We start from the raw sequence: 26,610 nt of genomic DNA, 5'->3' as shown, positions 1-26,610 counted from the left end.
ACGGCGTCAACGGCGGCGGTCAGGGGCGGAAATGGCGTTCCAGACCCTGCCATACGTCGTCATAGCGCCCCTGGAGATGGTCCGCCTCCAGCGCCTGCCGGGTGGCCGTGACCGGCCAGCGGGTCTCGAACATGAAGGCCAGCCCGTCGTCCAGCCGGTGCGGCGTCAGCTCGGCCGCGCTCGCCCGTTCGAAGGTCTCATGGTCCGGGCCGTGCGCGGACATCATGTTGTGCAGCGAGCCACCGCCCGGTACGAAGCCCCCCGAGCCGCCGGTCTTCGCGTCGTATGCGCCCTCGATCAGCCCCATGTACTCGCTCATCACATTGCGGTGGAAGTAGGGCGGCCGGAAGGTGTCCTCCCCGACCAGCCAGCGCGGGGCGAAGACCACGAAGTCCACGCCCGCGAGCCCGGGGGTGTCGGAGGGTGAGGTGAGCACCGTGAAGATGGACGGGTCCGGGTGGTCGTAGCTGATGGTGCCGAGCACATTGAACCGGCGCAGGTCGTACACGTACGGCACATGGTTGCCGTGCCAGGCGACCACATCCAGCGGCGAGTGGTCGTAACGGGCGGCCCACAGATTGCCGCAGAACTTGTTGACCACCTCCACCGGGCGCTCCACGTCCTCGTACGCCGCGACCGGGGCGAGGAAGTCGCGGGGGTTCGCCAGCCCGTTGGCGCCGATCGGGCCGAGGTCGGGCAGGGTGAAGGGGCGGCCGTAGTTCTCGCACACATAGCCGCGCACGGACGGCTCCAGCGGCTCCACCCGGAACCGCACCCCGCGCGGGATCAGCGCGACATGCCCCGGCTCGGCGCGCAGCAGGCCGAACTCGGTGCGCAGCAGCAGCCCGCCCCGCTCGGGGAGGATCAGCAGCTCGCCGTCCGCGTCGCTGAACACCCGGTCGGTCATGGGCGCGTTGGCGGCGTAGAGGTGGATGGCCATTCCCGCGCGCTGGGTGGCGTCGCCGTTGCCGCCCAGCGTCCACAGCCCGCTGAGGAAGTCGGTGCCCTCCGGCGGCTCCGGCAGCGGATCCCAGCGCAGCCGGTTGGGGTCGGGCACGGCCTCGGTGAACGGCGCGCCGCGCAGCGCGCCGCCCGCGATCCGGGTGAACGGCGGATGCGCGGCGGACGGCCGGATGCGGTACAGCCAGGAGCGCCGGTTGGTGGCGCGCGGCTCGGTGAACGCGGTGCCGCTGAGCTGCTCCGCGTAGAGCCCGAGTGGTGCTCGCTGGGGGGAGTTGTGGCCGATGGGCAGTGCGCCGGGCACGGCCTCGCTGCTGTGTTCGTTGCCGAAGCCGGAGGCGTACTCCAGCCCTTCGGCGGCCTTCCGCGCCTGCTCGATCCGCTGCTCGATGCCCGTGCCATCACCCATCGCGCGCTCCCGCCGCTCCGCCGCACCGCCGGATTCCTCTGTCATACGATAGGAATCGAAACCCGGGTGAGTCAATGATCGGGCAGGATGGGGGCGTGCCCATACCGCCCCTCCGCCGCCAGCCGGTCCAACGGCGCAGCGCCGAGCGCCTCGGCCGAATCCTCGACGCCTGTGCCGAGCTGCTCGACGAGATCAGCTACGAAGAGCTGAGCACCCGGGCCGTCGCCGAGCGCGCCAATGTCCCCATCGGCTCGGTCTACCGCTTCTTCTCCAACAAGCGGGCGATGGCCGAGGCGCTGGCCCACCGCAATCTGGACGAGTACGCGGCGCGGATCACCCGGCGGCTGTCCGCCTCGGATTCCGGGCCGGACGGGGGGCCGGGCTCCGGTCCGGACGCGGGCGGCGGCTGGCGGGAGGCGATGGACGTCGTCGTCGACGAGTATCTGGCGATGAAGCGAGGGGCCCCCGGGTTCGCGCTCATCGAGTTCGGGAATCCGGTCCCGGCCACCGCGCGGCCGCAGCAGCCCAACCATCTGGTCGCCGACCGGCTGCGGATGCTGCTCGCCGACCGGCTGGCGAGCGGTGGCCCCGGCGGCCCCGGCGGGACCGGTGACAACGGCGGGGACGAGGCGGCCGAGGAGCGGCTGCGGGTGGCCTTCCTGATCGCGGTCGAGACGGCGGACGCGCTGCTGCGGCTGGCGTTCCGGGTGGATCCGGAGGGCGATCCGGCGATCGTGGCGGAGACGAAGGAGCTGCTGCGCGCCTATCTGGCCCGGGTCCTGGACTGACCCGGCGCTTCACAGGGACCTCCCGCCCATCGGCACTTCTCGCCATCGGTACTTCCCGCCCACAGGGACCCGTCTATCGGCACTTCCCGTCAACACCTCCCCGACATGCCTACCAGTCGGTATGGTGACCGGGTCCGGCGCGTCATCGCGGCCTCGCCGCCGTCCCTGGGAGAGACCGATGAGCACTGCCTTGCGTATCTGCCCGCTCTGCGAGGCCACCTGCGGGCTGACCCTCACCATCGACGAGGGGAGGGTGACCGGGGCGCGCGGCGATCGCGAGGACGTCTTCAGCCGCGGCTTCATCTGCCCCAAGGGAGCCGCGATCGGCGAGCTCGACGCCGACCCCGACCGGCTGCGGCGCCCCCTCGTACGCCGCGCCGGGCGCCTCGAGGAGGCCAGTTGGGACGAGGCGTTCGCCGCCGTGCGGGAGGGGCTGGCCCCGCTGCTGGGCGAGCACGGACCGCAGTCCGTGGGGGTGGTGCTGGGCAACCCCAATGTGCACACCGTGGCCGGAGGGCTCTATCCGCAACTGCTGCTCGGCGCGCTGCGCACCCGTAACGTCTTCAGCGCCAGCACCCTCGACCAGATGCCCAAGCATGTCTCCAGCGGGCTGCTGTACGGCGACGCCAACGCCATTCCGGTGCCCGATCTGGACCGTACGGACCATCTGCTGATGCTCGGCGCCAACCCGCTGGACTCGAACGGCAGTCTGTGCACCGCCCCCGACTTCCCCGGGCGGCTGCGGGCGCTGCGGCGGCGCGGCGGACGGCTGGTGGTGGTCGACCCCCGGCGCACCCGGACCGCCAAGCTGGCCGACCGCCATGTGGCGATCCGGCCCGGCACCGACGCCCTGCTGCTCTTCGCCATGGTGCAGGTGCTGTTCGCCGAGGATCTGGTGGCCCCGGGCCCGCTCGCCGAGCACCTCAGCGGGCTGGCGGAGGTGCGGCGGCTGGCCCAGGACTTCCCGCCGGAGGCGGTGGCCGAGGCGTGCGAGGTGCCCGCCGAGGAGATCCGCACCCTCGCCCGTGAGCTGGCCGCCGCGCCCAAGGGCGTGGTGTACGGGCGGATCGGCTCCACCACCGTCGAGTTCGGCACCCTCACGAGCTGGCTGGTCGATGTGGTCAACGCGCTCATCGGGCAGCTCGACCGGCCCGGCGGCATGATGTTCCCGCTCGCCGCCACGGGCCGGCGGGAGCGCCCGGCGCGGCCCGGGAAGGGTTTCGCGCTCGGCCGCTGGCACAGCAGGGTCAGCGGATATCCCGAGGCCAAGGGTGAACTGCCGACCGTCGCGCTCGCCGAGGAGATCGAGACTCCGGGCGAGGGGCGGATACGGGCGGTGCTGGCGCTCGCGGCCAACCCCGTGCTCTCCGCACCGGACGGCGACCGCCTCGACCGGGCGCTGGCCGGGCTCGACTTCATGGTCAGCGTCGATCCGTATCTCAACGAGACCTCGCGCCACGCCCATGTGGTGCTGCCCCCGCCCCCGCCCAGCCGCAGCCCCCACTTCGACTACGCCTTCAACAGCCTGGCCGTGCGCAACCAGGTCCGCTACACCCGCCCGGTGATCCCGCTGGAGGCGGACCGGCTGAGCGAGAGCACCATCCTGGCGCGGCTGGTGCTGTGTGCGAGCGGGCATGCCGGTGCCGATCCGGCGGCGGTGGACGCGATGGCGATCGAGGGCACCCTCGGCAAGGAGGTCGCCGACCCGGCGTCCCCGGTGTACGGACGCGAGCCCGCCGAGCTGGCCGCGCGGCTGACCGGGGTGGACGGCCCCGAGCGGCGGCTGGACATGATGCTGCGGCTGGGCCCGTACGGCGACGGGTTCGGCGCCGACCCCGACGGGCTGAGCCTTGAGAAGCTGCTCGCCCGTCCGCACGGCATCGACCTCGGCCCGCTGCGCCCGCGCGTCCCCGGGCTGCTCAAGACCCGCAGCGGCACGGTCGAGCTGTGCCCGGAGCCGCTGGCCGCCGATGTGGAGCGGCTGCGCCGGTCGCTGGCCGACCGGCCCTCGGGGCTGCTGCTGGTCGGCCGCCGCCATCTGCGTTCCAACAACAGTTGGATGCACAACGTCCCGGCCCTGATGGGCGGCACCAACCGCTGCACGCTCCAGATGCACCCCGAGGACGCCGTCCGGCTGGGCCTGGCCGACGGCGGCCTGGCCCGGGTCAAGGGCGACGGCGGGGAGCTGGAGGTGCCGGTCGAGGTGACGGACACGGTACGGGCCGGAGTGGTGAGCCTGCCGCACGGCTGGGGCCACGGCCGTACCGGCGTCCGGCTGTCGGTGGCCGGGGCCAGCCCGGGGGTCAATGTCAACCAGCTCTTCGACGGCTCACGGCTGGATCCGCTCTCGGGTACGGCGGTGCTCAATGGCCACCCGGTGCACGTTTCGCCATCGCTACAGCACTGACCTGGGGTTTTGCGCTTATTGCTCACGCGTCAAGACCTTGTTAACGGAAAGTTGCCGCACCTAACGTCGCCTCGACCGCCAATTCTGGGGGAGTTCAAAGGCGAACGTGAGGTAGCCAAACCATGCTGACCATCCTCGGCTTCGTCATGATCGCGACATTCCTTGTCCTGATCATGATGAAGAAGATGTCCCCGATGGGCGCCCTGGTGCTCATCCCCGCGCTGTTCTGTGTGCTTGTCGGGAAGGGGGCGCACCTCGGGGACTATGTCCTCAAGGGCGTCGGCGATCTGGCACCCACGGCCGCCATGCTGATGTTCGCCATCATCTACTTCGGGGTGATGATCGACGTCGGCCTCTTCGACCCGATCGTCCGGATCATCCTGCGGTTCTGCAAGGCCGACCCGATGCGGGTGGTGGTCGGCACCGCGGTCCTCGCGGCGATCGTCTCGCTCGACGGCGACGGCTCCACCACCTTCATGATCACCGTGTCGGCGATGGTGCCGCTCTACCGGCGGCTGAAGATGAGCCTGGTGGTGATGACCGGTGTCGCGGCCATGGCCAACGGCGTGATGAACACGCTGCCCTGGGGCGGCCCCACCGCCCGCGCCGCCGCCGCGCTCAAGGTCGACGCCAGCGACATCTTCGTGCCGATGATCCCGGCCCTCGCGGCCGGTCTGCTCTTCGTGATAGCCCTCTCCTACGGCCTCGGTCTGCGGGAGCGCAAGCGGCTCGGCGTGCTGACGCTGGACGAGGTCACCGCGGGCGACCCCGAGCAGGTGCTGGTCGGCGCGGGCTCCGGCGGCAAGGGGGCCAAGGGCGGCAAGGGCGGCAGGGCCGCGCTGACCGGCGGCGGCGCGGGCTCCGGCACCGACGCGAAGGCCCCGTCCCCGAGCGGCTCCGGCAGCTCGGGCGCCTCCGGCGCGGACGACGACGAGTTCAAGGGCCTCGACCCCAACCGCGCCACCCTGCGCCCCAAGCTCTACTGGTTCAACGCGGCCCTGACCATCGCTCTCCTCGCCCTGATGGTGACGGAGACCATGCCGATCCCGGTCCTCTTCCTGCTCGCCGCGGCCATCGCGCTCACCGTCAACTTCCCGCATATGAACGACCAGAAGGCCCGCGTCGCCGCACACGCCGAGAACGTCGTCAACGTCTCCGGAATGGTCTTCGCCGCGGCCGTCTTCACCGGCGTCCTCACCGGCACCGGCATGGTCGAGCACATGGCCCGCTGGCTGGTCGACGGAGTCCCCGAGGCCATGGGCCCGCAGATGGGCATCGTCACCGGTGTGCTGTCCATCCCGCTCACCTACTTCATGTCCAACGACGGCTTCTACTTCGGCATCGTGCCGATCCTCGCCGAGGCCGGGGCCGCGCACGGGGTCTCCACGCTGGAGATCGCCCGCGCCTCGCTGGTCGGACAGGCCCTGCACATGTCCAGCCCGCTGGTCCCCGCGGTCTATGTGCTCGTCGGCATGGCCAAGGTCGAATTCGGCGACCACACCCGGTTCACCGTGAAATGGGCGGTGCTCACCTCCCTGGTGGTGCTGGCCGCCGGTGTTCTCTTCGGCATCATCTGATCCGTGAAGAGTTCAGAGCCCGGTAGGGGCTGGTTGCTGCGCCTGGTCATCGCCTTCTCGTTCACCCAGGGGGCGGTGAGCATGGCGCGGCCCGCCGTCTCCTACCGGGCCCTCGCGCTCGGTGCCGACGCCCGCGCGGTCGGTGTGATCGCCGGTATCTACGCCCTGCTGCCGCTGTTCGCCGCCGTACCGCTGGGGCGGCGCACCGACCACGGCCGGTGCGCCCCGCTGCTGCCCATCGGGGTCGCCCTCATCGCCACCGGCTGCGCGTTCAGCGGCACGGCCGGATCGCTGCCCGCGATGGCCGCGTGGAGCGGGGTGATGGGGCTCGGCCATCTGTCGTTCGTCATCGGCGCCCAGTCCATCGTGGCCCGCCAGAGCGCCCCCGACGAACAGGACCGCAACTTCGGCCACTTCACCATCGGCGCCTCGCTCGGCCAGCTCATCGGGCCCATCGCGGCCGGTCTGGTGGTCTCCGAACAGGACGGGGCGATGGCCCGCACCAGCGCCGTCGCGCTGTTCGTCTCGGCCGCCCTCGCGGCGTTCTCCTGCACCTCGCTGTGGCGCATCGAGCGCCGCCCGGACCGTACGGCGGCCGCACCCGCCAAGGAGGCCCCGGTCCGGAAGGTCTCCGTACGGTCCATCCTGACCACCCGCGGGGTCGCCTCGGGCATGTTCATCAGCCTCGCCGTGCTCTCCGCCACCGACATCCTCACCGCCTATCTGCCGGTCGTCGGCGAACAGCGCGGTATCTCGCCCGCGGTCGTCGGGGTGCTGCTCAGCCTGCGCGCCGCCGCCACCGTGGCCTGCCGGCTCGCCATGACCCCGATGATCCGGCTGATGGGCCGCACCGTGCTGATGGCCGTGAGCTGTCTGGGCGCCGCGCTGCTGTGCGCGGGCATCGCCCTGCCGGTGCCCGCCTGGGCGCTCGGGCTGCTGCTGGCCGGGCTCGGCTTCTGCCTCGGCGTCGGACAGCCGCTGTCGATGACCACCGTCGTCCAGGCCGCCCCGGAGGGCGCGCGCAGCACGGCCCTCGCGCTGCGGCTGACCGGCAACCGGCTCGGCCAGGTCGCCGCGCCCGCCTCCGCCGGTGTGCTCGCGGGGCTCGCGGGCACGGCCGCCCCCTTCGTCATGCTGGGCGGGCTGCTCCTGATATCGGCGGGCATAGCCGTCCGGCCGCTGCGCGGGCGCCCGGCCGCGGATCCCGGCGAGACCCGGCCCGCGCCCAGGAAGCGGCGCACGGAAGGGACTTCGGCCTCGCGGGGAGCGGGGCACCCACCCCGGTGAGACGGCGGTGAGCCGCCTCAGGGGCGCTCGCCGTCGACCATGCCCAGCCACCGCTCACAGGCGTCCCCGAACGGCTCGGCGCGCCCGCCGACCGCGTCCATCAGCCACCGGCTCGCCGCCTCGGCCTCCGCTATGACGTCCGCCGGATAGCCGTACCGCACCTGGTGCTCGGCGAACTCGTCCTCGTCGTCCAGCAGGGTCCTGCCGTCCCGCTTGCGGATGACATCGAGGTCCAGGTCCACCATCGTGACCTCGTGGGAGGAGACCCACCGCGGCGGCGTGGCGATATCGCAGTAGATCTCGGTGTCCCGGGGCGGGGCGTTGAAGGTCGCGGTCCACCACGCCTCGCGCGGGAAGAGGATCACATGCGCGCATTCGAGCGGCACCATCGGGCCGTATCCCTTGCGCGTGACCGTCCCGCCGGGCAGCCCCAGCCAGATGCCGTGGTCGTCCTCGCCCAGCCTGCGCATCCGCAGGTTCCAGTGCAAAGTGCCGTCGTACTTGGTGTAGTTCACGGATACGAGATCGGCCATGACCCGATCCTAAGGGGTGTCGGGAGGGGTGTGTCCCAAGCGGTGGCGGGAGGGGTGTGTCCCAAGCGGTGGCGGGAGGGGTGTGTCCCAAGCGGTGGCGGGAGGGGCGTGGCGGCCTGGCTGACAGACTGGCCCCATGACAGAGCTGGACGGGGAACCGGCGGGAATCCGCGAGCTGACCGCGCTGGCCATGATCAACTACGGCCACTTCACCACCATGCGGGTGGCGGACGGCCGGGTGCGGGGGCTGTCCCTCCATCTGGACCGGCTGGTACGGGACAGCGGGGTGCTCTTCGGCACCGCACCGGACCGGGACCGGATCCGCGAACTGGCCCGGCGCGCCGTCGCGGAGGCCACCGGGCCGCTCACCGTCCGGGTCACGGTGTACGACCCCGACCTCGGGCTGGAGCGGCCCGGGGCCGAGGCCCGGCCGCGGATCCTGGTCACCACCCGCCCGGCCGCCGCCCCCTCCCCGCGACCGCTGAGCGTGCGCACCGCGCCGCACCGCCGCGATCTGCCGGAGGTCAAACACGTCGGGCTGTTCGGGTTGTTGCGGCTGCGCCGTCTCGCCCAGCTCGACGGCTATGACGATGTGCTGCTGACGGACGAGCGGGGCGCGGTCTCCGAGGGCGCGACCTGGAACGTGGGGTTCTTCGACGGCCATCGCCTGCTGTGGCCGGAGGCCGGGTGCCTGCCCGGCGTCACCCGGGAGCTGCTCCGCCGCGGCCACGCCGGACCGCAGCACACCGAGCCGGTCCATCGTGACCGGTTCGGCGGGCTGGAGGCGGCCTTCGCCCTCAACGCGGGGGTGGGGGTGCGGGCGATCCGGTCGATCGACGGGGTGGAGTTCGACCCCGGCCATCCGGTCCTGGAGGTGCTGCGCGAGGAGTACGCGGCGACGGACGCCGAACCGCTGTGAGGCCCACGGCATGAGCGGATCCGCCGCCGTGGTCGGCGCCCGGTCGGTGCCGGCAGCCGCCGATGCCACCGGCGCGAAGATCCGCCGGACGGGCCTAAGCGCTTGCTCACTCTCCGTGTAGGGTGTCCGCCATGGACGCGGAGCCGAAGAACAGCGGGGGCGGGATCGAGCCCTGGGGCGACATCACCCCCGACGCCGCCCGGCGGCTGGTGAGCGCCGCCGTGCACGCCTTCGCGGAGCGCGGCTACCACGCCACCACCACCCGGGACATCGCCGGCCGCGCCGGAATGAGCCCGGCCGCTCTCTACATCCACTACAAGACCAAGGAAGAGCTGCTCTACCAGATCAGCAAGGTCGGCCATGAGCGGGCCCTGGAGATCGTGGAGCGGGCCCGGGACAGCGTGGGCACCCCCGCCGAGCGGCTGGCTCGCGCCGTCCGCGCCTTCGTCCGCTGGCACGCCGAGCACCATATGACCGCGCGGGTGGTGCAGTACGAGCTGGGCGCGCTCGCCGAGGAGCACCACGCCGAGGTCATCGCCGTCCGCAAGGCCACGGACGGGGCGGTGCGCTCGATCATCGAGGACGGGGTGAAGGCGGGCGCCTTCGACGTCCCGGATGTCCGCGGCGCCACGGTCGCGGTGCTGTCCCTGTGCATCGACGTCGCCCGCTGGTTCAACGCCGCCGGGCGCAGCACCCCCGACGAGGTCGGCGACCTCTACGCGGGGCTGGTGCTGCGCATGGTGGGGGCCGACGGCCCTCGTCAGGCGTCGTAGCCGTCAGGCGTAGTAGCGCACGACGCACTCCGCCACGCACACCGGCTTGGTCCCGCCCTCCCGCTCGAGGGTGACCGCCAGCGTCATCTGGAGCCCGTCCTTGACCTCGGCCACCTCCACGATCCGGCCGGTGGCGCGCAGCCGGGAGCCGACCGGGACGGGGGAGGGGAAGCGGACCTTGTTCACGCCGTAGTTGATGCCCATCCGCACGCCCTCGACCCGCAGCAGTTGCGGGGTGAACGACGGCAGCAGGGACAGCGTCAGATAGCCGTGCGCGATCGTGGTGCCGAACGGACCGGCCGCGGCCTTCTCCGGGTCCACATGGATCCACTGGTGGTCGCCGGTCGCGTCGGCGAACAGATCGATGCGCTTCTGGTCGATCTCCAGCCAGTCACTGGGGCCGAGTTCCTCGCCGACCGCGGACCGCAGTTCATCGGGCGAGGTGAAGATCCTGGGCTCTGCCATGCGTGCCTCCCGGGCAACCACTCACTAAGCGACTGCTCAGCATGGTCGGCTGACCGGGATCCTGTCAACGCGCGCCGCGCCCCCGTACGCGGGCTCCGCGCCGACGCGGCCACCGGCGGACGTGAGCGTTCGCCGGTTGCTCGTCAGGGGGTTTTCGCGCGCTCGCCGGCCACCCGGTGCGGTGACCGCGGCGAGCGCGCTCCCGGCCAGGGGCGGCCGGGCGTCATACGGTGGCGCGTCATACGGTGGCGTAGCGGCCCAGCCGGACCGTGCCCCGGGACGCCGCCAGGGCCTCGGTGGTCAGCAGCGGCAGCGGCACCACGATGCCGCAGTCCGCGCAGACCGGCCCGGCCGATGGATAGCGGTCCAGGTCCTCGCGCCAGACCAGGCCCCGTTGTGCGCATACGGGGCAGGCCGACCCCGGTCCCGACTCCATCGCCGCGATCAGCCGTCGCAGTACGTCCGCGAGGCGGTCGCCGGGATGGGTCGAGGGGCTCTCGCAGGGAATGATGTCGCATCCGCCCCAGGTGTTCAGATGCCAGTCGTCGACGGTGCTCGGCTGCCGGATGCCGAGGAGTTTCTCCTGCCTGCGCCGGGCGGCGAAGTCCGCCTCGTACGCGAGCCACAGCGTGCGGGCCTCCTCGAGCTCTTCCAGTGCGGTGAGCAGTCGTAGGGGATCCGGCCTGCGGTCCTCCGGGGGGATCCCGGAGCTGGTGCACAGATGGTGCCAGGTCGCTCGGTGCCCGTACGGCGCGAACCGTTCAAGACATTTGCGCAGCGATGTGCGCCGAGCAGTGATGTGTCTGCGTGGATTGCGAACTTCTCGTGCCAGTGCTCTGAAACCGGCCACTTCATACCACCTCCGCGAGTGCGGACCCGACTCGTTGTCGAATGGACGTAACGCAGTGCGATCCGGATCCATCGAATTCCCCGGACTTTCTCCGGCAGTCCTCATTGGGCCTCTCGCGTCACGAAGTTGACGTCCGCTCATCTTCCGGGCTGGTAATACCGCCGGTAACCTCCCTCGCGACGGCAATCGGGAGGAGCGCACATGCGACGACGAACCCCCAGGCCCACCAGGACCCGCAAGTTCACCAGTACCGTGCTCGCCGCGGCCGCCGCGCTGGGTCTCGGCATCGCCCTCGCGGCTCCGGCGCCACAGCCGGCCAGAGCCGAGCCGGCCGCGGCGGCCACCGACTACTGCCGGGGCCAGTGCTCCGACATCCTCCCGCCGGGCGCGACCGGCAACGCCACCCTCGCCGACATCCTCGCCAACCGGGTGCTGGGCACCCACCCGGAGCACAGCGCCGACCAGCTCGGCCCGTACGGCGACCTGGCGAGCGGCTACCCCACCCTCACCGACGACAAGCTGACGAACTTCTTCAACGACTCCTCCTTCGGAGTCCCCGCCGACCAGGTCGCCTCCGTGACCAAGCCGCGCGACGACGTCACGATCACCCGGGACAAGAAGACCGGCGTCCCGCACATCCAGGGCACCACCCGCGAGGGCACCGAGTTCGGCGCCGGATACGCCGCCGCCCAGGACCGGCTGTGGCTGATGGACCTCTTCCGCCACGTGGGCCGCGGCGAGCTGACCTCCTTCGCCGGCGGCGCACCCGCCAACCAGGGCCTGGAACAGGACTTCTTCCGCCAGGCGCCGTACACCGAGGACGACTACCAGGCGCAGGTCGACTACATCCTCGCCCACGGCGGAGAGCGCGGCCGCCAGGCGCTGGCCGACGCCCAGGCGTATATCGACGGCATCAACGCCTACGCCAAGAAGGCCAAGGACGGCCGCTACTTCCCCGGTGAGTACGTGCTCACCGGCCATATCGACGCGATCACCAACGCCGGTGAGATCCAGCCCTTCAAGCTCACCGACCTGATCGCCCTCGCCTCCGTGGTCGGCGCGCTCTTCGGCAACGGCGGGGGCGGTGAGGTCGAGGGCGCGCTCTCGCTGCTCGCCGCCCAGCAGAAGTACGGCCTGACCGAGGGCGCGAAGGTGTGGGAGTCCTTCCGCGAGCGCAACGACCCGGAGGCGGCGCTGACCGTACGCGACGGCAGCTTCCCGTACGCCGGAAAGCCCGCCACGCCCAAGGGCGGCGCACTGCCCGACGCCGGGTCGGTCACCCCCGAACAGCTCGTCTACGACCGCGAGGGCGGCGCCACCAAGTCGGGCGCCACGGCCCACACCAAGGTCAAGGCCCCGAAGGCGTCGCTGGAGCCCCTGCGCGGCATCTACGACGACGGGGTGCTGCCCCGCGATCTGTTCAGCCGCAAGAAGGGCATGTCCAACGCGCTCGTGGTCTCCGGCAAGTACACCGCGAGCGGCCACCCGGTGGCCGTCTTCGGCCCGCAGACCGGCTACTTCGCCCCGCAACTGCTGATGCTCCAGGAGATCCAGGGTCCGGGGATCAGCGCCCGCGGCGCCTCCTTCGCGGGGGTCGGGATGTACATCCAGCTCGGCCGGGGCCAGGACTACGCCTGGAGCGCCACCACCTCCGGCCAGGACATCACCGACACCTACGCGGTCGAGCTGTGCTCCCCGGACGGCTCCACCCCGCCCAAGGACTCCACGTACTACCGCTACCACGGCGACTGCGTGCCGATGGACAAACTGGAGCGGCGCAACGCCTGGAAACCCACCCTCGCCGACTCCACCGCCGCCGGCTCGTACCGGATGCAGGTCTACCGCACCAAGTACGGATTGGTGACCCATCGCGCGACCGTGGACGGCAAACCGGTGGCCTACACCATGCTGCGCTCCACCTACCGCCATGAGGCCGACTCCATCATCGGCTTCCAGATGCTCAACGACCCGGGCTATGTGAAGGACGCCAAGTCCTTCCAGAGCGCGGCGCAGAACGTCAACTACACCTTCAACTGGTTCTACGCCGACTCCCGGCAGACCGGCTACTACAACAGCGGGCTCAACCCGGTGCGCGCCGCGGACGTCGACCCCTCGCTGCCGGTCAAGGGCGAAGCCGCCTACGAGTGGCGGGACTTCGACCCCAAGGACAACACCGCCGCCGCCACTCCGCCCGCCGAACACCCCCAGTCCATCGATCAGGACTACTACATAAGCTGGAACAACAAGCTGGCCAAGGACTACAGCGTGGCGGGCTTCGGCAATGGCTCGGTGCACCGCGGCAACCTCCTCGACGACCGGGTGCGCGCCCTGGTCCGCAAGGGCGGTGTCACCCGCTCCGCGCTCACCCGGGCGATGGCCGAGGCGGCCGTCACCGATCTGCGCGGCGAGGACGTACTGCCGAAGCTGCTGAAGGTGCTGCGCTCGGCGCCCATCGACGACCCCCAGTTGGCCACGGCCGCACAGCAGTTGGACTCCTGGCAGTCGGCGGGCTCACAGCGCCATGAGACCAGCGCGGGCTCGCACACCTACGGGCACGCCGACGCGGTACGGATCATGGACGCCTGGTGGCCGCTGCTGGTCGAGGCCGAGTTCAAATCCGGACTGGGCGACGGCCTCTACGACGCGCTGCGCGCCAATCTGGCGGTCGACGAGGCGCCCTCGGCCGGACACGGCCCCACCGGCTCGCACGCCGGGTCCTCGTTCCAGTACGGCTGGTGGTCCTATGTCGACAAGGATCTGCGCACGGTCCTCGGCGAGGACGTCAAGGGGCCGCTGGCCCGGCCGTACTGCGGCGGCGGACAGCTCAGCGCCTGCCGTGACGCGCTGCTGACCAGCCTGAAGACGGCCGTGGGCAAGACCGCCGCCCAGGTCTACCCGGGAGACGACAACTGCTCCGCGGGCGACCAGTGGTGCGCCGACGCCATCATCCACCGGGTGGTCGGCGGACTGACCCACGACAAGATCAGTTGGCAGAACCGGCCCACCTTCCAGCAGGTCGTGGAGTTCCCGGCCCACCGCTGAGACCACCGGGGCGGGGCCTCGTACCCGGCGAGGCCCCGCCCCCCCCGCTACACGTCCCCGATGCGGCCCGCGCGCAGCACCACCCGGGCCAGCTCCGGATGGCAGATGTCGCTGTGCGCCCCGACCGGCGGCACACCGTGCCGTACGACCTCCGAGACATCGACGCTCACCCAGCCCTCCGCCGGGAACGGGCCCTCCAGCGCCTCGGCCAGGCCCAGGCGCGGGCACCCCTCCACCGCCTGGAAGCCGTCGTACCCGATGGCTCCCCAGCGGGTGTCGCCCGGCAGCGGCGAGGCATCGTCCCCCAAGGCCCGCGACGCCTCCGGGTACAGCAGCCCGAGCGCGGTGTCATGGTGCGAATGGCAGGACACCACGGGCCCGCGGACCCGGTGGGCGGCGGAGCGCAGGGCGCCGCCGCGGTGGGCGGCGTGCGGCAGTTGCCCGGCGAACGCGTAGTGCGAGAACGCCCCCTGGAGCAGGGTCACCGACGCCACCGTGACGCCCTCCGGCAGCCCGGTCAGCGCGTACGACACCAGCCGGCCGCCGAAGCTGTGGCCCACCGGATGGAGCCGCGGGGCGGGCCGGACGGCCGCGAGGGCGCCCAGCACCGGGCCGAGGCCCTCTCGCCCGACCGCCGCGGCCCGCCGCTTCATCACGTAGTACGTCCCCTGGCGGAGCAGTTCGTGCGCCCCGTCCCAGAGGCCGCCGGGCCCGCTGTCGGGAAAGGCGCGGTCCTGTGCGTCGGCCTTCGCGCGCGCCTCGGTGAGCGCGGCCGCGAACCGCTCGCAGACCTCCGTCACGTCCTGCCCGAACATCGCCGGTGCGCCGTCTTCGTCCCCGTCGGCGTCCGCCGCGTCCCCGGCCGCGCCGGACTCCCCGTGGATCCGGACCAGCCCGCGCACCAGCACCCCGAACTCGTCGAGCGCCGCGAGCCGTTCGGGCCGCTCGGTCAGCAGCTCGGCCAGGCGCGCCACGATCTGCCGCCGCCCGGGGAAGACCACATCCAGCGCCCGGTGGGTCTCCGCGTCGAGCCCCGGGCGCGGTGCGTGCGCGTCGGGGCCCGGTGGCGCGCCGGGCGCCGGCTCCGTGGGTAAGCCCGCGAGCGACTCGTCCCCGAACCGCATCGACGGCCACACCACCCCCACATAACCGAGCCGCGCCGGGCCCGCCTCGCCGAGCAGCTCGGGAAAGGGCGCGAAGAAGCGGTCATTGAGCCGTGTGGCCATCGTCCGGGTGTTGTTCCAGCCGTGCGCGAACACCACCAGATCCGTGAGGTCGCACTGGGCGGCCTGTTCCAGCAGCCGGTCCCGCTGCCGGAGGTCGACGTCCCCGTAGGCGTCGAATCTCAGCTCCCAGTACGGTCGTACGCTCATCCCCGTCATCGCCGCTCCCCCTTGGATGGCCCGATGTGCGTGCATCGTCCCAACTGCCCCGTCCGCTGGCCATACGTCACGCATACGGTAGCCGTCGGACAATCGGCCAGCCGTTCGACTTACCCGGAATGACGCGGGCGGAACCTGGAATGACGGACTCCGCGGCCATCGGGAGATAGGGAATTCCCGAATATCCATCGGGAGAATATCCCCGCTGTTCTCGGGATCAGTTGACCCGGAAGGCGCTGCACTATGCTGCGAACGGAAACGTCATTGGGGTGCCGAATACTCTTCGAGCGGAAGGCCGGAATGCCCTTAAAGGATCGATGGCAGTACCCGACGGCGCTGCTGGACACCACGATGGACCAGCTCAGAACGTTGCTCGCGGTCCATGAGGCGGGCACCGCACTGGGCGCCGCCCGGCTGCTCGGGCGGGAGCAGTCCAGTGTGCAGAAACAACTGGACACCTTGAACCGGAACTTCGGCGCACTGTGCGGAGAGCCGCTGGTGGTCAAACGGGGACGCAGCCGGAATGTGCTCTTCACCGCCACCGGGGAGTCCCTCGCCGGACTCGCGCGCGGCACCCTGGAGGACTGGCTGGAGGGGCTGCACGACAGCCGCCGCCGGCTCGGCAGCCGGCTCTGTGTCGGCTCCACCCGTTACACCCTCGGCTTTCTGCTGAATGCCGTGGAGTTGGTCACCGGGGAATTCGACCGCCGGGGTGTCGAGCTCAAGGTCGAGCATGTGCGCACCCGGGATCTGCTGGAGCGGCTCGACGCCAAACAGCTCGACCTGGTATGCGGCAGCGTCCTCACCACGGCGGGCCACGACAGCCGGCTCGACGGCTTCGAGGTGATGGAGTGGCGGCGCAGCGGGCTGTCCCTGGTCACCAATCTCGACGCCGAGGAGCTGCCCGGGCCCTCGGTCCCGGTGAGCGAGCTGCCCCGGCTGCCGCTCGCCGTCTCGGCCGACGGCCTCATACCCGGCTTTCTGCGCGGCTGGTTCGGCGCCCGCTACCGCCAGGAGCTGCATATCGCGGCCGAGATCGACACCGTGCAGTACGGACTGGAGCTGCTCTCCTCGGGAGTGCTGAGCGGCTGTGTGCTGGTCACCGAGGGCATCGGCGACGCGGTGGCCGACGGGCGGATCCGCGCCGGTGCCGGGCTGCGCACCCTGGAGCTGACCGACGGTGTGGGGCCGGAGCTGGAAGTGCTGATCGGGGTGTTCGTACGGGCCGGGGAGCGCACCGCGCAGGACGCCGGTCATCCGCTCAATGTGCTGTGGGACGCGCTCGCCGGGGAGAACGCCCGCTGGCGCGGGGTGATGCGCAAGAAGCGCCCCGGCCGGTAACCCGCCGGCCGTGCGCCGGGAGGCTGGTGTGCCTCTTCCGTTTACACATACCGACTGGTTAGTCTGCGCTGCGGGCAGGAGCCGATCCGAGTCGATCCGAGGAGCTGCGAATCGTGGGTACCGTGCGTGGGGCGCGTGTTGTGGTCACCGGAGCGGGGGGTGGCATCGGCGCCGCGCTCGCCCGGCGCTTCGCCGCCGAGGGCGCCCAGGTCGTGGTCAACGACCTCGACGCGGCCAAGGCCGCCGCCGTCGCCGAGGAGATCGGCGCGACCGCGGTGCCCGGCGACGCCTCCGGCATCGTGCCCGCGGCCCGTGAAGCGCTCGGCGGCGCCATCGACATCTTCTGCGCCAACGCGGGCGTCGGCCACGACGGCGGCCCCGAGGCCGACGATGAGCTGTGGCAGCAGTCCTTCGACGTCAATGTGATGGCCCATGTGCGGGCCGCCCGGGAGCTGCTGCCCGAGTGGCTGGAGCGCGGCAGCGGCCGCTTCGTCGCCACCGTCTCCGCCGCCGGGATACTCACCATGATCGGCTCGGCGCCGTACGCCGTCTCCAAGCACGCCGCGCTCGCCTTCGCCGAATGGCTCTCGGGCACCTACCGCCACCGCGGCATCGCCGTCCACGCGGTGTGCCCGCAGGGGGTGCGCACCGACATGCTGACCGCCACCGGGGCCGCCGGAGACCTGGTGCTGGCGCCCACCGCGATCGAGCCCGAGCAGGTCGCCGACGCCGTCCTCGCGGGCATCGAGGAGGAGCGCTTCCTGATCCTTCCGCACCCCGAGGTGGCCCGCCACTACGCGGCCCGCGCCGGCGACACCGACCGCTGGCTGGGCGGCATCAACAAGCTTCAGCGCAAGCTCGAGGCTCTCGAGGCGGCATCCGGGACCTCGGGCTGACCCGAGGGCCCGCCGCTCCCGTACTCTCCGCACCACCACCCTCACCCCCGTCCAGACAGGGCCGCATCCATGACCACGTACCAGGACCAGCCATGGCTCGCCCAGCTCACCGAGGCGCAGCGCCGGACGATCACCCCACGGCCGAGCCCGCTGCACGCGTTCCGGGACGCCGTGCGCACCGCCCCCGGCCATCCGGCGCTCGTCTACTTCGACGGACGGCTGACCTACCGCGAGGTCGACGAGCTCTCCGACGGCATAGCCGGCCATCTCGCCGAGCGTGGCTTCGGGCCCGGCGACCGGATGGCGATCATGCTCCAGAACACCCCGCACTTCGTGGTCGCGCTGCTGGGGGCGTGGAAGGCGGGCGGTACGGTCGTCCCGGTCAACCCCATGTACAAGGGCGCCGAACTCGCGCACATCCTGGGCGACGCCGAGGTGAGCGCCCTGGTCTGCTCCCGCCACGCCTGGGAGGACTACATACGCGAGACGGCCACCGCGTCCCCGGTGCGCATCGCGTTCACCGCCGACGCCCGTGAGCTCCAGACCCGCGACGACGCGCGGGTGCTGCGCGAGGAGCCGCTCCCGGTCCCCGAGGACACCGAGGACCTCCTCACGGCCGCCCGCGCCGGAGCCCGCCCGCCGTCCGTCCCCGCACCGCGCGCCGAGGACATCGCGCTGATCAGCTACACCTCCGGGACCAGCGGCACCCCCAAGGGGGCCACCAACACCCACGGCAACATCTCCTACAACGCCGACCGGCAGCACCTCCTCCATGAGCTGCCCGAAGGCTCGACGCTCTTCGCGCTGGCCCCGCTGTTCCACATCACCGGCATGGTCTGCCAGCTCTGCGCGTGCATGTCCGGAGCGGGCACCCTGGCCCTGGCCTACCGCTTCGAGACCGGTGTCGTCCTCGACGCCTTCGCCGAGCACCGCCCCGCCTACACCGTGGGCCCCTCCACCGCCTTCATGGCGCTGATGGCCCACCCCCAGGCCACCCGCGACCACTTCTCGTCCTTCCGGATCATCTCCTCCGGCGGCGCCCCGCTGCCGCCCGCGCTGGTCGAGCGGTTCCAGTCGGCCCTCGGCCCGTATCTGCACAACGGCTACGGGCTCACCGAATGCACCGCGCCCTGCGCCAGCGTCCCGCCCGGCGTCCGCGCACCCGTCGACCCGGTCTCCGGCACCCTCGCCGTCGGCGTCCCCGGCGCCGACACGCTCGTGCGCATCGTGGACGACGCGGGACGGGACGTGCCGTTCGGCGAGCAGGGCGAGATCGTCGTCCGCGGCCCGATGGTGGTGCCCGGCTACTGGCGGCGCCCGGAGGCCACCGCGGCCGCCCTCCCCGACGGGGAACTGCGCACCGGCGACATCGGCTTCATGGACGAGGGCGGCTGGCTGTACGTGGTCGACCGCAAGAAGGACATGATCAACGCCTCGGGGTTCAAGGTGTGGCCGCGCGAGGTCGAGGACGTGCTCTACACTCACCCCGCCGTGCGGGAGGCGGCGGTCGTCGGCAAACCCGACGCGTACCGCGGCGAGACGGTCAAGGCGTATGTGAGCCTCCGACCGGAGGCCGAGGCCACACCGGACGAGCTGTCCGCGTACTGTGCGGAGCGGCTCGCCGCGTACAAGTACCCGCGCGAGGTGGAGATCCTGCCCGAGTTGCCCAAGACGACGAGTGGCAAGATCCTCCGGCGGGAACTGCGAGGATGAAAGAGAAGAGGAAGAGAACGGGTGGCGACGATGGCCAAAACGACGGACGGTGACGGACAGCCGGTGCCACAGCGGCTGCTGGCGGCTGCCACCCGCCTGTTCGCGGAGCGGGGATACGACCGGACGTCCGTACAGGAGATCGTCGAAGCGGCGGGCGTCACCAAGGGCGCTCTCTACCACTACTTCGGCTCCAAGGACGATCTGCTCCATGAGATCTACGGACGGGTGCTCCGGCTCCAGCAGGAGCGCCTGGACGCCTTCGCGGACGCCGACGCACCGGTGGAGCAGCGGCTGCGGGACGCGGCGGCCGATGTCGTGGTGACCACCATCGAGAACCTCGACGACGCCACGATCTTCTTCCGGTCGATGCACCAACTCAGCCCGGAGAAGCACAAGCAGGTGCGCGCCGAGCGGCGCCGCTACCACGAGCGGTTCCGCGCGCTGATCGAGGAGGGGCAGCGGACCGGGGTGTTCAGCTCCCGGACCCCGGCCGATCTGGTGGTGGACTACCACTTCGGCTCCGTCCACCACCTGGGCACCTGGTACCGGCCCGGCGGCCCACTGGGCCCCCAGGAGGTCGCCGACCACCTGGCCGACCTGCTGCTGCGCGCGCTGCGGCCATAGATGTCCTCAATCGCCGGACGGGCTGGATTTTCCAGCCCGTCCGGCGATTGAGGACCGGGGTCCGGGGCGGAGCCCCGGTTGAGGGAAGGGGCGGGGTGGGGAACAAACCCCGCCCCGCCCCCACCCGCACCGCCTCAGCTACCCGCACCGCCTCAGCTACACGTACCGCTTCAGCTACACGTACCGCTTCAACTCACGCCGCGCCAACGACCGTTGATGCACCTCATCCGGCCCGTCGGCCAACCGCAGCGTGCGGGCCGCCGCCCACAGCTCGGCCAGCGGGAAGTCCTGGCTCACCCCGCCCGCGCCATGCAACTGCACCGCCCGGTCCAAGATCTCCACCACCGTGCGCGGTGTCGCGATCTTGATGGCCTGGATCTCGGTGTGCGCCTCGCGGTTGCCCACCGTGTCCATCAGCCAGGCCGTCTTCAGCACCAGCAGCCGCAACTGCTCGACCGCCACCCGCGCGTCCGCGATCCACTCATGGACCTGACCCTGCTGGGCGAGCGCCTTGCCGAAGGCCGTACGGTCCACCGCCCGTCGGCACATCAGCTCGATACCGCGCTCGGCCATGCCGATCAGCCGCATGCAGTGGTGGATCCGGCCGGGGCCGAGCCGGGCCTGGGCGATGGCGAAACCGCCGCCCTCCTCGCCGATGAGGTTGCTCACCGGCACCCGCGCCCGGTCGAAGACCACCTCGGCGTGGCCGCCGTGGTAGTGGTCCTCGTAGCCGTACACCCGCATCGCCCGCCGCACCTCGACGCCCGGGGTGTCGCGCGGCACCAGCACCATCGACTGCTGACGGCGCACATCGGCGCCCTCCGGGTCGGTCTTGCCCATCACGATGAAGATCTTGCAGTCGGGGTTCATCGCCCCGGAGATGTACCACTTGCGCCCGGTGATGACGTAGTCGTCGCCATCGCGCTCGATCCGGGTCTCGATATTGGTCGCGTCGGACGAGGCGACCTCCGGCTCGGTCATCGCGAAGGCCGACCGGATCTCCCCCGCGAGCAGCGGCTCCAGCCACTGCTTGCGCTGCCGCTCGTCGCCGAACTGGGCGAGCACCTCCATGTTGCCGGTGTCGGGGGCGGCGCAGTTCAGGGCCGTGGGGGCAAGCTGGGGGCTGTGGCCGGTGATCTCCGCGAGCGGGGCGTACTGGAGATTGGTCAGCCCCGCGCCGTACTCCTCGTCGGGCAGGAAGAGGTTCCACAGCCCCTGCCGGCGGGCCTCGGCCTTGAGCTCCCCGACGACCGCCGGGGTCAGCCACGGCGAGTCCAGCGCCGCGCGCTGCTCCTCCGCGACCGCCTCCGCCGGATGGACATGCTCGTCCATGAAGGCGAGCAGCTTGGCGCGCAGCTCTTCGGTCCGGGCGTCGAATGCGAAGTCCATGACGGGATCAGCTCTCCTGGAGGGTGGTGAGACCGTGGTCGATGAAGGCGGGGACGATGTCGCCGATGCGGTCGAAGCCCGCGCCGACGGTCTGGCCGAGGGTGTACCGGTAGTGGATGCCCTCGAGGATCACCGCGAGCTTGAAGTAGGCGAAGGCGGTGTACCAGGACACGCTGCTCACATCGCGCCCCGAACCCTCGGCATAGCGCTGGATCAGCTCGTCCGTGGTGGGGTGGCCGGGGGCGCCCTGGGTGGAGGAGATGGGGGAGTCGGCGAGATTCGGATGACCGCTGTACATCACGATCAGCCCGAGGTCGGTCAGCGGATCGCCGAGCGTGGACATCTCCCAGTCGAGGATCGCCGTGATCCGGTCGTCGGCGTCCACCAGGACGTTGTCGAGGCGGTAGTCGCCGTGGACGACGGAGGGCGTGGCAGAGGCCGGCAGCGCCTTGGCGAGCCGGGTGTGCAGCTCGTCGATCCCGGACAGCTCACGGCTGCGCGAGGCCGCGAGCTGCTTGCCCCAGCGGCGCAACTGCCGCTCCAGGAACCCCTCCGGGCGCCCGAAGTCGCCGAGCCCGACCTCGGCCGGGTCCACGGAGTGCAGTGCCACGAGCGTGTCGACGAGGGAGAGGACGACCTCCCGGGTGCGCTCCGGGCCGATACCGGCGAGCTGCTCGGCGGTGCGGTACGGGGTGCCCTCGACGAACTCCATGACGTAGAAGGGCGATCCGACCACCGACTCGTCCTCGCACAGCAGCACCGGCTCCGGCACCGGCACGGCCGTCGGGTGCAGGGCGCTGATCACCCGGTGTTCCCGCGCCATGTCATGGGCGGTGGCGAGCACATGGCCCAGCGGCGGCCGGCGGACCACGAAGCGGGAGGTGCCGTCGGTGACGGTGTAGGTGAGATTCGAACGGCCGCCTTCGATCAGCTCGGCGCTCAGCGGCCCGCGCACCAGCCCCGCGCGCTCGCGGTCGAGGTGGGCGCGGAGCCGATCGAGGTCGAGCCCTGGGGGATTGCCTGCGTTCATCGAACCTCTTCCTCGGTTTCCTCGGTCCTTCTTGGTACTGCTCACACAGCGCGCTCGGTCGGGGGAGCGGGCGAACCGTTCCGCATCATGATGCCGACCAGTCGGTATGTAGTCCAGTGGGTGTCCGTTGCCGGGTGCACGGGTTCCGGCCCCGGGGCGGGCCGGGGACTACCGCCCCCGCCCCCGCCCGGCCCGTTCCCCAGCCCGCTCCTGGGCCCGCTCCTGGGCCTCGACCACCGCGTCCCCGTACGCCACCGACCAGGCACCGAGCGCCTCGACCGGCCCCAGCAGGGTCTCGCCGAGCGGGGTCAGCGCGTACTCGACCCGGGGCGGCGCCTCCGCGTACCGGCGCCGCTCCACCAGCCCGTCGTCCTCCAGACGGCGCAGGGTGTCGTTGAGCACCTTCGGGCTGATGCCGCCGATCGCCTCGCGCAGTTCGCCGGGGCGGCGCGGCCCCTCCCGCAGCCCGAAGATCACCACGGCGGTCCAGGTGCGGGCCAGCAGCTCGAAGCCCAGCCGCGCCCGGCAGTCGGCGATGAATTCCTCCGGTGCGAGGGGCCGCGTTGTCGTCGCCGGTTCACTCACTGATGCCCTCCTGACCTGCTGACCTGCCGTCCGCTGTCCTAGCGCATCCGTCGCACACCGCGCGGTGTGCGACGGACTTCCTAGTGTCCTTCCCCATCGGCGGGCGAGAACGAGGAGGAGGCCGCGATGCGGATCGGAGTCCTGGGCACGGGCACGATGGCGGACGCGCTGGGGACCCAGTGGGCGCGGGCGGGGCACGAGCTGTTGATCGGCGGCCGCTCGCGGCCGAAGGCGGCGGCGCTGGCCGCGCGGATCGGCCACGGCGCGCGGGCGGGGAGTCCGCGCGAGGCCGCCGGATTCGGGGATGTGACGCTGCTGGCGGTGGCCTACGAGGGTGTCGAGGCGGCCCTGGAGGCGGCGGGCGCGGCCGAGGGCACGCTGAGCGGCCGGGCGCTGATCGACTGCACCAACGCGATCGTCCCCGGGCGCTTCACCCTCGCCACCGACGGCGGGCCGGGCATGGCCGAGCGGATCGCCGCGCGGGCCGTCGGGGCGCGGGTCGTGAAGGCGTTCTGCCACTGCTCGGACGCGGTGTGGCGGATGACCCCGCCGGTCTTCGCCGACGGGCCGCTGGCGGTCCCGCTGTGCGGGGACGACGAGGAGGCCCTGGCGGCCGTACGCACGCTGGTCCGCGATATGGGCTGCCTACCGCTGGACGCCGGGGGCCTGGAGCGGGCCCGCCTCCTGGAGGCCACCGTCGCGTTTCTGCTCGGCTTCTGGTTCGGCGGGGTGGAGCCACGGGCCGCGCTGCCGCCGCTGGCGGCACAGACCCCGGCGCAGAGCCCGGCGTAGCGGCCGGGGGCCGGGGGCCGCGGTGGTGCGGATTTGCGCCGGCGGTGGGGGAGCAGGAGCGTCGAAGGGGAGGAACGGGGAAAAGGAGGAAGCGAGAGTCGCGAGAAGCCGCGAGGAGCCGCAAGGAGCTGCGGGAACCGCCGGAACGCGAGAGCCGCGAGGAGCGCCACCATGAAGGCCATCACCTACCGCCGCTACGGCGGCCCCGAGATCCTGGAGTACGGGGAGCGGCCGGAGCCGAAGGTCGGCCCCGACTCCGTCCTGATCAGGGTCAGGGCCGCCAGCGTGAACCCCGTCGACTGGAAGGCGCAGGCCGGCAACCTCGAACCGTTCCTGGACGCGGTCTTCCCGGTGATCCCCGGCTGGGACGTCTCCGGGGTCGTGGAGCGGCCCGGCCCCGCGGTGACGGAGTTCCGGCCCGGCGACGAGGTGATCGGATACGTACGGGAGGACTTCCTCTCCCGGGGCACCTGCGCCGAGTACGTGGCGGCGCCCATCCGTACCCTCGCCCGCAAACCGCGGAACCTCTCCTTCACCCAGGCCGCGGGCATCCCGCTGGCGGGCCTGACGGCCTACCAGTCGCTGGTGCGGGCGCTGAGGGTCGGTGAGGGCGACACGGTCCTGGTCCACGCGGCGGCGGGCGGGGTCGGCTCGATGGCGGTCCAGTTGGCCCGGCATATGGGCGCCCGGGTGATCGGCACCGCGGGCGAGCGCAACCACGAGTATCTGCGCGCGCTCGGCGCGGAGCCGACCACATATGGGGAGGGCCTCGCCGAGCGGGTCCGCGCCCTCGCCCCGAACGGGGTGGACGCCGTGCTCGACCCGGTCGGCGGCGACGCGCTCGCCGTCTCCGCCGAACTCCTCGCCCCCGAAGGCCGCCTGGCCTCCATCGCCGACCCCGCCGTCCTCGGCCTCGGTGGCCGCTACGTCTTCGTCCGCCCCGACCCCGACGACCTCCAGGACCTCACCGACCTCGCCGAGCGCGGCGCCCTCGGCGTCGAGGTCGCCGCGGTCTTCCCCCTCCAGAAGACGGCGGACGCCCAGCGTCTGAGCATGGAGGGCCACGCCAGGGGCAAGATCGCCATCGCGGTGGACTGACCGAGCCGGGGACACAGGGCCCGTCGGCCGGGCGCGGGGCGGGCGCCTGCGGCGGGCGGAGCCACCACCCCGCCCCTTCCCGAAACAAGAGGCCGTGCTTCTCGTACCCCGCGGGGGTCGCGCCGGCCCGGGGCGGAGCCCGGCGGGGGCAAGGGGCGCGTGCCCTGGGGCCCGAGTGGCGTGCGGGGCGCGGCTCTACGGGGTCCGGGGCGGAGCCTCGGAGGGGGCCAAGGGCCGGAGCCCCTTGTTTCGGGAAGGGGCGGGGCGGGGAACTTCGCCGCCGGAGTCGCCCCAAACCCCGCACCCGGCCTCTTGCCCTGGCCACCTGCGACCCATCCCCGCGGCCGAGGGGCGAGGGCGAGGGCCGGCCCTCAGGTGGCCTCAGCGCAGCATGGCCGCTCCCAGGACGGCCAGGGCGAGGGTGCAGGCCACCGCGGCCACGGCCGCCCGCGGGGACAGGGCGGGCGGACGTGGCATGCGCATGGCCCGGATACGGCGGTGGGCCAGCGCCAGGAAGGCCAGCCAGGCCACCACCACCAGGGCCAGGACCACGAGCGAGGCCGGGTCGGTCCCGCTGTGCAGGGTCTGCCGGCCCGCGAGCGAGGCGGCCACCGCGCACGCCAGCGTCGTACGCCGCCAGGCCAGCCGCGTCCGCTCCGGCTGGAGCCCGGGGTCCCGGTCCAGCGTTCGTGGTCCGTGCGTCCCTTTCCCCTCCGGCATCGCCTCACACCTCCCGGGTCAACCGCCCCACCCGAAGGCGGCCACGATCACCATCAGCAGTGCGACCACGCCGACCGCGAGCCCCAGCACCACCGGGAAGCGGGACATCGGCAGGTCCTCGCCCCGCCGCATGGCCCGTTCGCAGCGCACCCAGTGGCTGATGGCCCGCAGGGCGCACAGCGCGCCGCCCGCCAGCAGGATGAGCGCCAGTGCGAGCCGCAGTGGCCGGGCCGTCTCCGGGAGGAACTGGTCGACCGCGAATCCGCCGCCCACCAGCGCCATCGCGGTGCGCAGCCAGGCGAGAAAGGTTCGTTCGTTGGCGAGTGAGAAGCGGTAGTCGGGGGTGCCGCCCTCGTCCCGCAGCCGCTCGGGCGCGAACCACAGCCGTACGTCCGCCACCGCCGAGGCGAGACCGCCGCCACGCGGCTCGGCAGGCCGCGCGGGTTCCGAAGGCCGCGGCGGCTCCGAAGGCCCGGGCCCGGAGGATTCGGTCACGCTTCGACCCTCTCACGGCGCCACTCCATCAGCCGCCGGTACGCCTCCCGCCCGTCCGGCACCCACTCCCACTCGGGCAGCCGCCGGGTCAGCTCCTCCTCGGTGAGAAAGGCGTGCCAGGCGACCTCCTCGGTCTGCGGATCGACCGGCAGTTCGCAGCGCACCTCGTAGACCCGGCTCCACCAGGTGTGCTCGGGCGTCTCGTAGAGGAACGAGAACAGCGGTACGGGCGCGGGCAGCCCCCGCACCCCCAGCTCCTCCTCCGCCTCGCGCAGCGCCGCCTCGTCGTAGCCCTCGCCGGCGCCGACGACCCCGCCGACGAACATGTCGTAGAGCGAGGGGAAGACCAGCTTCTCGGCGGTGCGGCGATGGACGAAGACGCGGTCCTGGGCGTCCCGGGCCAGGATGAAGACGCAGCGGTGCCGGAGCCGGTGGGCCATGGCGTCACCGCGTCGGGCCTGGCCCATCACGCGGTCCCGCTCGTCCACGATGTCGAGTAGTTCGTTGGCGGAAAGCGGTTCCTGATCAGGCATAC

General features: G+C 72.0%; 24 protein-coding genes. 13 read left to right on the top strand and 11 right to left on the bottom strand.

Annotated features, from left to right (window positions below):
* Nucleotides 1-19 precede the first annotated feature (19 nt).
* Complete coding sequence (gene hmgA / locus ACK1X7_RS12370) at nucleotides 20-1,369, bottom strand: homogentisate 1,2-dioxygenase (protein ID WP_385153466.1); 1,350 nt, start codon at nucleotides 1,367-1,369, stop codon at nucleotides 20-22.
* A gap of 74 nt (nucleotides 1,370-1,443) precedes the next feature.
* On the opposite strand from hmgA, the gene ACK1X7_RS12365 reads away from it, so the two are divergent.
* The 4 genes from ACK1X7_RS12365 (at nucleotide 1,444) to ACK1X7_RS12350 (ending at nucleotide 7,428) form a co-directional block, all read left to right on the top strand.
* Nucleotides 1,444-2,157, top strand: a complete 714-nt coding sequence (locus ACK1X7_RS12365; RefSeq protein WP_385153442.1) for a TetR family transcriptional regulator — start codon at nucleotides 1,444-1,446, stop codon at nucleotides 2,155-2,157.
* A 178-nt stretch (nucleotides 2,158-2,335) separates the two neighbouring features.
* A complete protein-coding gene (locus ACK1X7_RS12360) occupies nucleotides 2,336-4,564 on the top strand; it encodes a molybdopterin oxidoreductase family protein (protein ID WP_385153445.1) in 2,229 nt (742 codons plus the stop codon).
* A 122-nt stretch (nucleotides 4,565-4,686) separates the two neighbouring features.
* The gene (locus ACK1X7_RS12355) at nucleotides 4,687-6,141 is read left to right on the top strand and encodes a CitMHS family transporter (RefSeq protein WP_390793859.1); all 1,455 of its coding nucleotides are present in this window, start codon (nucleotides 4,687-4,689) and stop codon (nucleotides 6,139-6,141) included.
* 3 nt (nucleotides 6,142-6,144) lie between these two features.
* Complete coding sequence (locus ACK1X7_RS12350; RefSeq protein WP_390793860.1) at nucleotides 6,145-7,428, top strand: MFS transporter; 1,284 nt, start codon at nucleotides 6,145-6,147, stop codon at nucleotides 7,426-7,428.
* Nucleotides 7,429-7,445: 17 nt separating this feature from the next.
* Here ACK1X7_RS12350 and ACK1X7_RS12345 read toward each other — a convergent pair whose 3' ends face one another.
* Complete coding sequence (locus ACK1X7_RS12345) at nucleotides 7,446-7,961, bottom strand: DUF402 domain-containing protein (RefSeq protein WP_385153454.1); 516 nt, start codon at nucleotides 7,959-7,961, stop codon at nucleotides 7,446-7,448.
* Nucleotides 7,962-8,097: 136 nt separating this feature from the next.
* Here ACK1X7_RS12345 and ACK1X7_RS12340 point away from each other — a divergent pair, with 136 nt between their 5' ends.
* Together ACK1X7_RS12340 and ACK1X7_RS12335 are read left to right on the top strand one after the other, a co-directional pair.
* Nucleotides 8,098-8,880 (top strand): aminotransferase class IV, encoded by a 783-nt coding sequence (locus ACK1X7_RS12340; RefSeq protein WP_385153457.1) that lies wholly within the window; start codon nucleotides 8,098-8,100, stop codon nucleotides 8,878-8,880.
* Between the two features lie 131 nt (nucleotides 8,881-9,011).
* Nucleotides 9,012-9,653, top strand: coding sequence for a TetR family transcriptional regulator (locus ACK1X7_RS12335; protein WP_385153460.1), 642 nt, complete (start codon nucleotides 9,012-9,014; stop codon nucleotides 9,651-9,653).
* A gap of 3 nt (nucleotides 9,654-9,656) precedes the next feature.
* Here ACK1X7_RS12335 and ACK1X7_RS12330 read toward each other — a convergent pair whose 3' ends face one another.
* Both ACK1X7_RS12330 and ACK1X7_RS12325 read right to left on the bottom strand, forming a co-directional pair.
* On the bottom strand, nucleotides 9,657-10,118 hold the full coding sequence (locus ACK1X7_RS12330) for a MaoC family dehydratase (RefSeq protein WP_216340238.1): 462 nt from the start codon (nucleotides 10,116-10,118) through the stop codon (nucleotides 9,657-9,659).
* A gap of 238 nt (nucleotides 10,119-10,356) precedes the next feature.
* Nucleotides 10,357-10,968: a hypothetical protein gene (locus ACK1X7_RS12325; RefSeq protein ID WP_078640583.1), complete on the bottom strand. Its 612-nt coding sequence runs from the start codon at nucleotides 10,966-10,968 to the stop codon at nucleotides 10,357-10,359.
* 201 nt (nucleotides 10,969-11,169) lie between these two features.
* Here ACK1X7_RS12325 and ACK1X7_RS12320 point away from each other — a divergent pair, with 201 nt between their 5' ends.
* A complete protein-coding gene (locus tag ACK1X7_RS12320; protein WP_413115089.1) occupies nucleotides 11,170-14,010 on the top strand; it encodes a penicillin acylase family protein in 2,841 nt (946 codons plus the stop codon).
* 47 nt (nucleotides 14,011-14,057) lie between these two features.
* Here ACK1X7_RS12320 and ACK1X7_RS12315 read toward each other — a convergent pair whose 3' ends face one another.
* On the bottom strand, nucleotides 14,058-15,392 hold the full coding sequence (locus tag ACK1X7_RS12315) for a serine-threonine protein kinase (protein WP_413115088.1): 1,335 nt from the start codon (nucleotides 15,390-15,392) through the stop codon (nucleotides 14,058-14,060).
* A 300-nt stretch (nucleotides 15,393-15,692) separates the two neighbouring features.
* Between ACK1X7_RS12315 and ACK1X7_RS12310 the strand changes: the two genes are divergently transcribed.
* The 4 genes from ACK1X7_RS12310 (at nucleotide 15,693) to ACK1X7_RS12295 (ending at nucleotide 19,966) form a co-directional block, all read left to right on the top strand.
* Entirely contained in the window at nucleotides 15,693-16,733 is a 1,041-nt protein-coding gene (locus ACK1X7_RS12310) for a LysR family transcriptional regulator (RefSeq protein WP_361512970.1), read from the top strand.
* A gap of 113 nt (nucleotides 16,734-16,846) precedes the next feature.
* On the top strand, nucleotides 16,847-17,629 hold the full coding sequence (locus ACK1X7_RS12305; RefSeq protein ID WP_385157325.1) for an SDR family oxidoreductase: 783 nt from the start codon (nucleotides 16,847-16,849) through the stop codon (nucleotides 17,627-17,629).
* 69 nt (nucleotides 17,630-17,698) lie between these two features.
* Nucleotides 17,699-19,342 carry a class I adenylate-forming enzyme family protein gene (locus ACK1X7_RS12300; protein WP_385157321.1) on the top strand — a complete coding sequence of 548 codons (1,644 nt, stop codon included), beginning with the start codon at nucleotides 17,699-17,701 and terminating at the stop codon, nucleotides 19,340-19,342.
* A 30-nt stretch (nucleotides 19,343-19,372) separates the two neighbouring features.
* A complete protein-coding gene (locus tag ACK1X7_RS12295; protein ID WP_385157318.1) occupies nucleotides 19,373-19,966 on the top strand; it encodes a TetR/AcrR family transcriptional regulator in 594 nt (197 codons plus the stop codon).
* A gap of 174 nt (nucleotides 19,967-20,140) precedes the next feature.
* Here ACK1X7_RS12295 and ACK1X7_RS12290 read toward each other — a convergent pair whose 3' ends face one another.
* The 3 genes from ACK1X7_RS12290 to ACK1X7_RS12280 all read right to left on the bottom strand — a co-directional run bounded on the left by ACK1X7_RS12290 (nucleotide 20,141) and on the right by ACK1X7_RS12280 (nucleotide 22,970).
* Nucleotides 20,141-21,355: an acyl-CoA dehydrogenase family protein gene (locus ACK1X7_RS12290; protein WP_382958469.1), complete on the bottom strand. Its 1,215-nt coding sequence runs from the start codon at nucleotides 21,353-21,355 to the stop codon at nucleotides 20,141-20,143.
* Between the two features lie 7 nt (nucleotides 21,356-21,362).
* Complete coding sequence (locus ACK1X7_RS12285) at nucleotides 21,363-22,385, bottom strand: phosphotransferase family protein (RefSeq protein WP_413115087.1); 1,023 nt, start codon at nucleotides 22,383-22,385, stop codon at nucleotides 21,363-21,365.
* A 168-nt stretch (nucleotides 22,386-22,553) separates the two neighbouring features.
* Nucleotides 22,554-22,970 (bottom strand): winged helix-turn-helix transcriptional regulator, encoded by a 417-nt coding sequence (locus tag ACK1X7_RS12280; RefSeq protein ID WP_390793864.1) that lies wholly within the window; start codon nucleotides 22,968-22,970, stop codon nucleotides 22,554-22,556.
* Between the two features lie 126 nt (nucleotides 22,971-23,096).
* Here ACK1X7_RS12280 and ACK1X7_RS12275 point away from each other — a divergent pair, with 126 nt between their 5' ends.
* Nucleotides 23,097-23,762, top strand: a complete 666-nt coding sequence (locus ACK1X7_RS12275; protein ID WP_385145707.1) for an NADPH-dependent F420 reductase — start codon at nucleotides 23,097-23,099, stop codon at nucleotides 23,760-23,762.
* Between the two features lie 171 nt (nucleotides 23,763-23,933).
* Nucleotides 23,934-24,860 (top strand): NADP-dependent oxidoreductase, encoded by a 927-nt coding sequence (locus ACK1X7_RS12270; protein ID WP_385145705.1) that lies wholly within the window; start codon nucleotides 23,934-23,936, stop codon nucleotides 24,858-24,860.
* 381 nt (nucleotides 24,861-25,241) lie between these two features.
* On the opposite strand, the gene ACK1X7_RS12265 is transcribed toward ACK1X7_RS12270, so the two are convergent.
* The 3 genes from ACK1X7_RS12265 to ACK1X7_RS12255 all read right to left on the bottom strand — a co-directional run bounded on the left by ACK1X7_RS12265 (nucleotide 25,242) and on the right by ACK1X7_RS12255 (nucleotide 26,608).
* On the bottom strand, nucleotides 25,242-25,580 hold the full coding sequence (locus ACK1X7_RS12265; protein ID WP_390793866.1) for a DUF202 domain-containing protein: 339 nt from the start codon (nucleotides 25,578-25,580) through the stop codon (nucleotides 25,242-25,244).
* Between the two features lie 18 nt (nucleotides 25,581-25,598).
* A complete protein-coding gene (locus tag ACK1X7_RS12260; protein WP_385145713.1) occupies nucleotides 25,599-25,979 on the bottom strand; it encodes a YidH family protein in 381 nt (126 codons plus the stop codon).
* 92 nt (nucleotides 25,980-26,071) lie between these two features.
* Nucleotides 26,072-26,608: an NUDIX domain-containing protein gene (locus ACK1X7_RS12255; RefSeq protein WP_383141113.1), complete on the bottom strand. Its 537-nt coding sequence runs from the start codon at nucleotides 26,606-26,608 to the stop codon at nucleotides 26,072-26,074.
* Between the last annotated feature and the right edge of the window lie 2 nt (nucleotides 26,609-26,610).

The organism is Streptomyces sp. CY-1 (assembly GCF_047218265.1).
Classification (GTDB): domain Bacteria; phylum Actinomycetota; class Actinomycetes; order Streptomycetales; family Streptomycetaceae; genus Streptomyces; species Streptomyces niphimycinicus.
The sequence above is the reverse complement of the archived record's forward strand: the minus strand, read 5'-3'. Positions and strand labels throughout refer to the sequence as shown.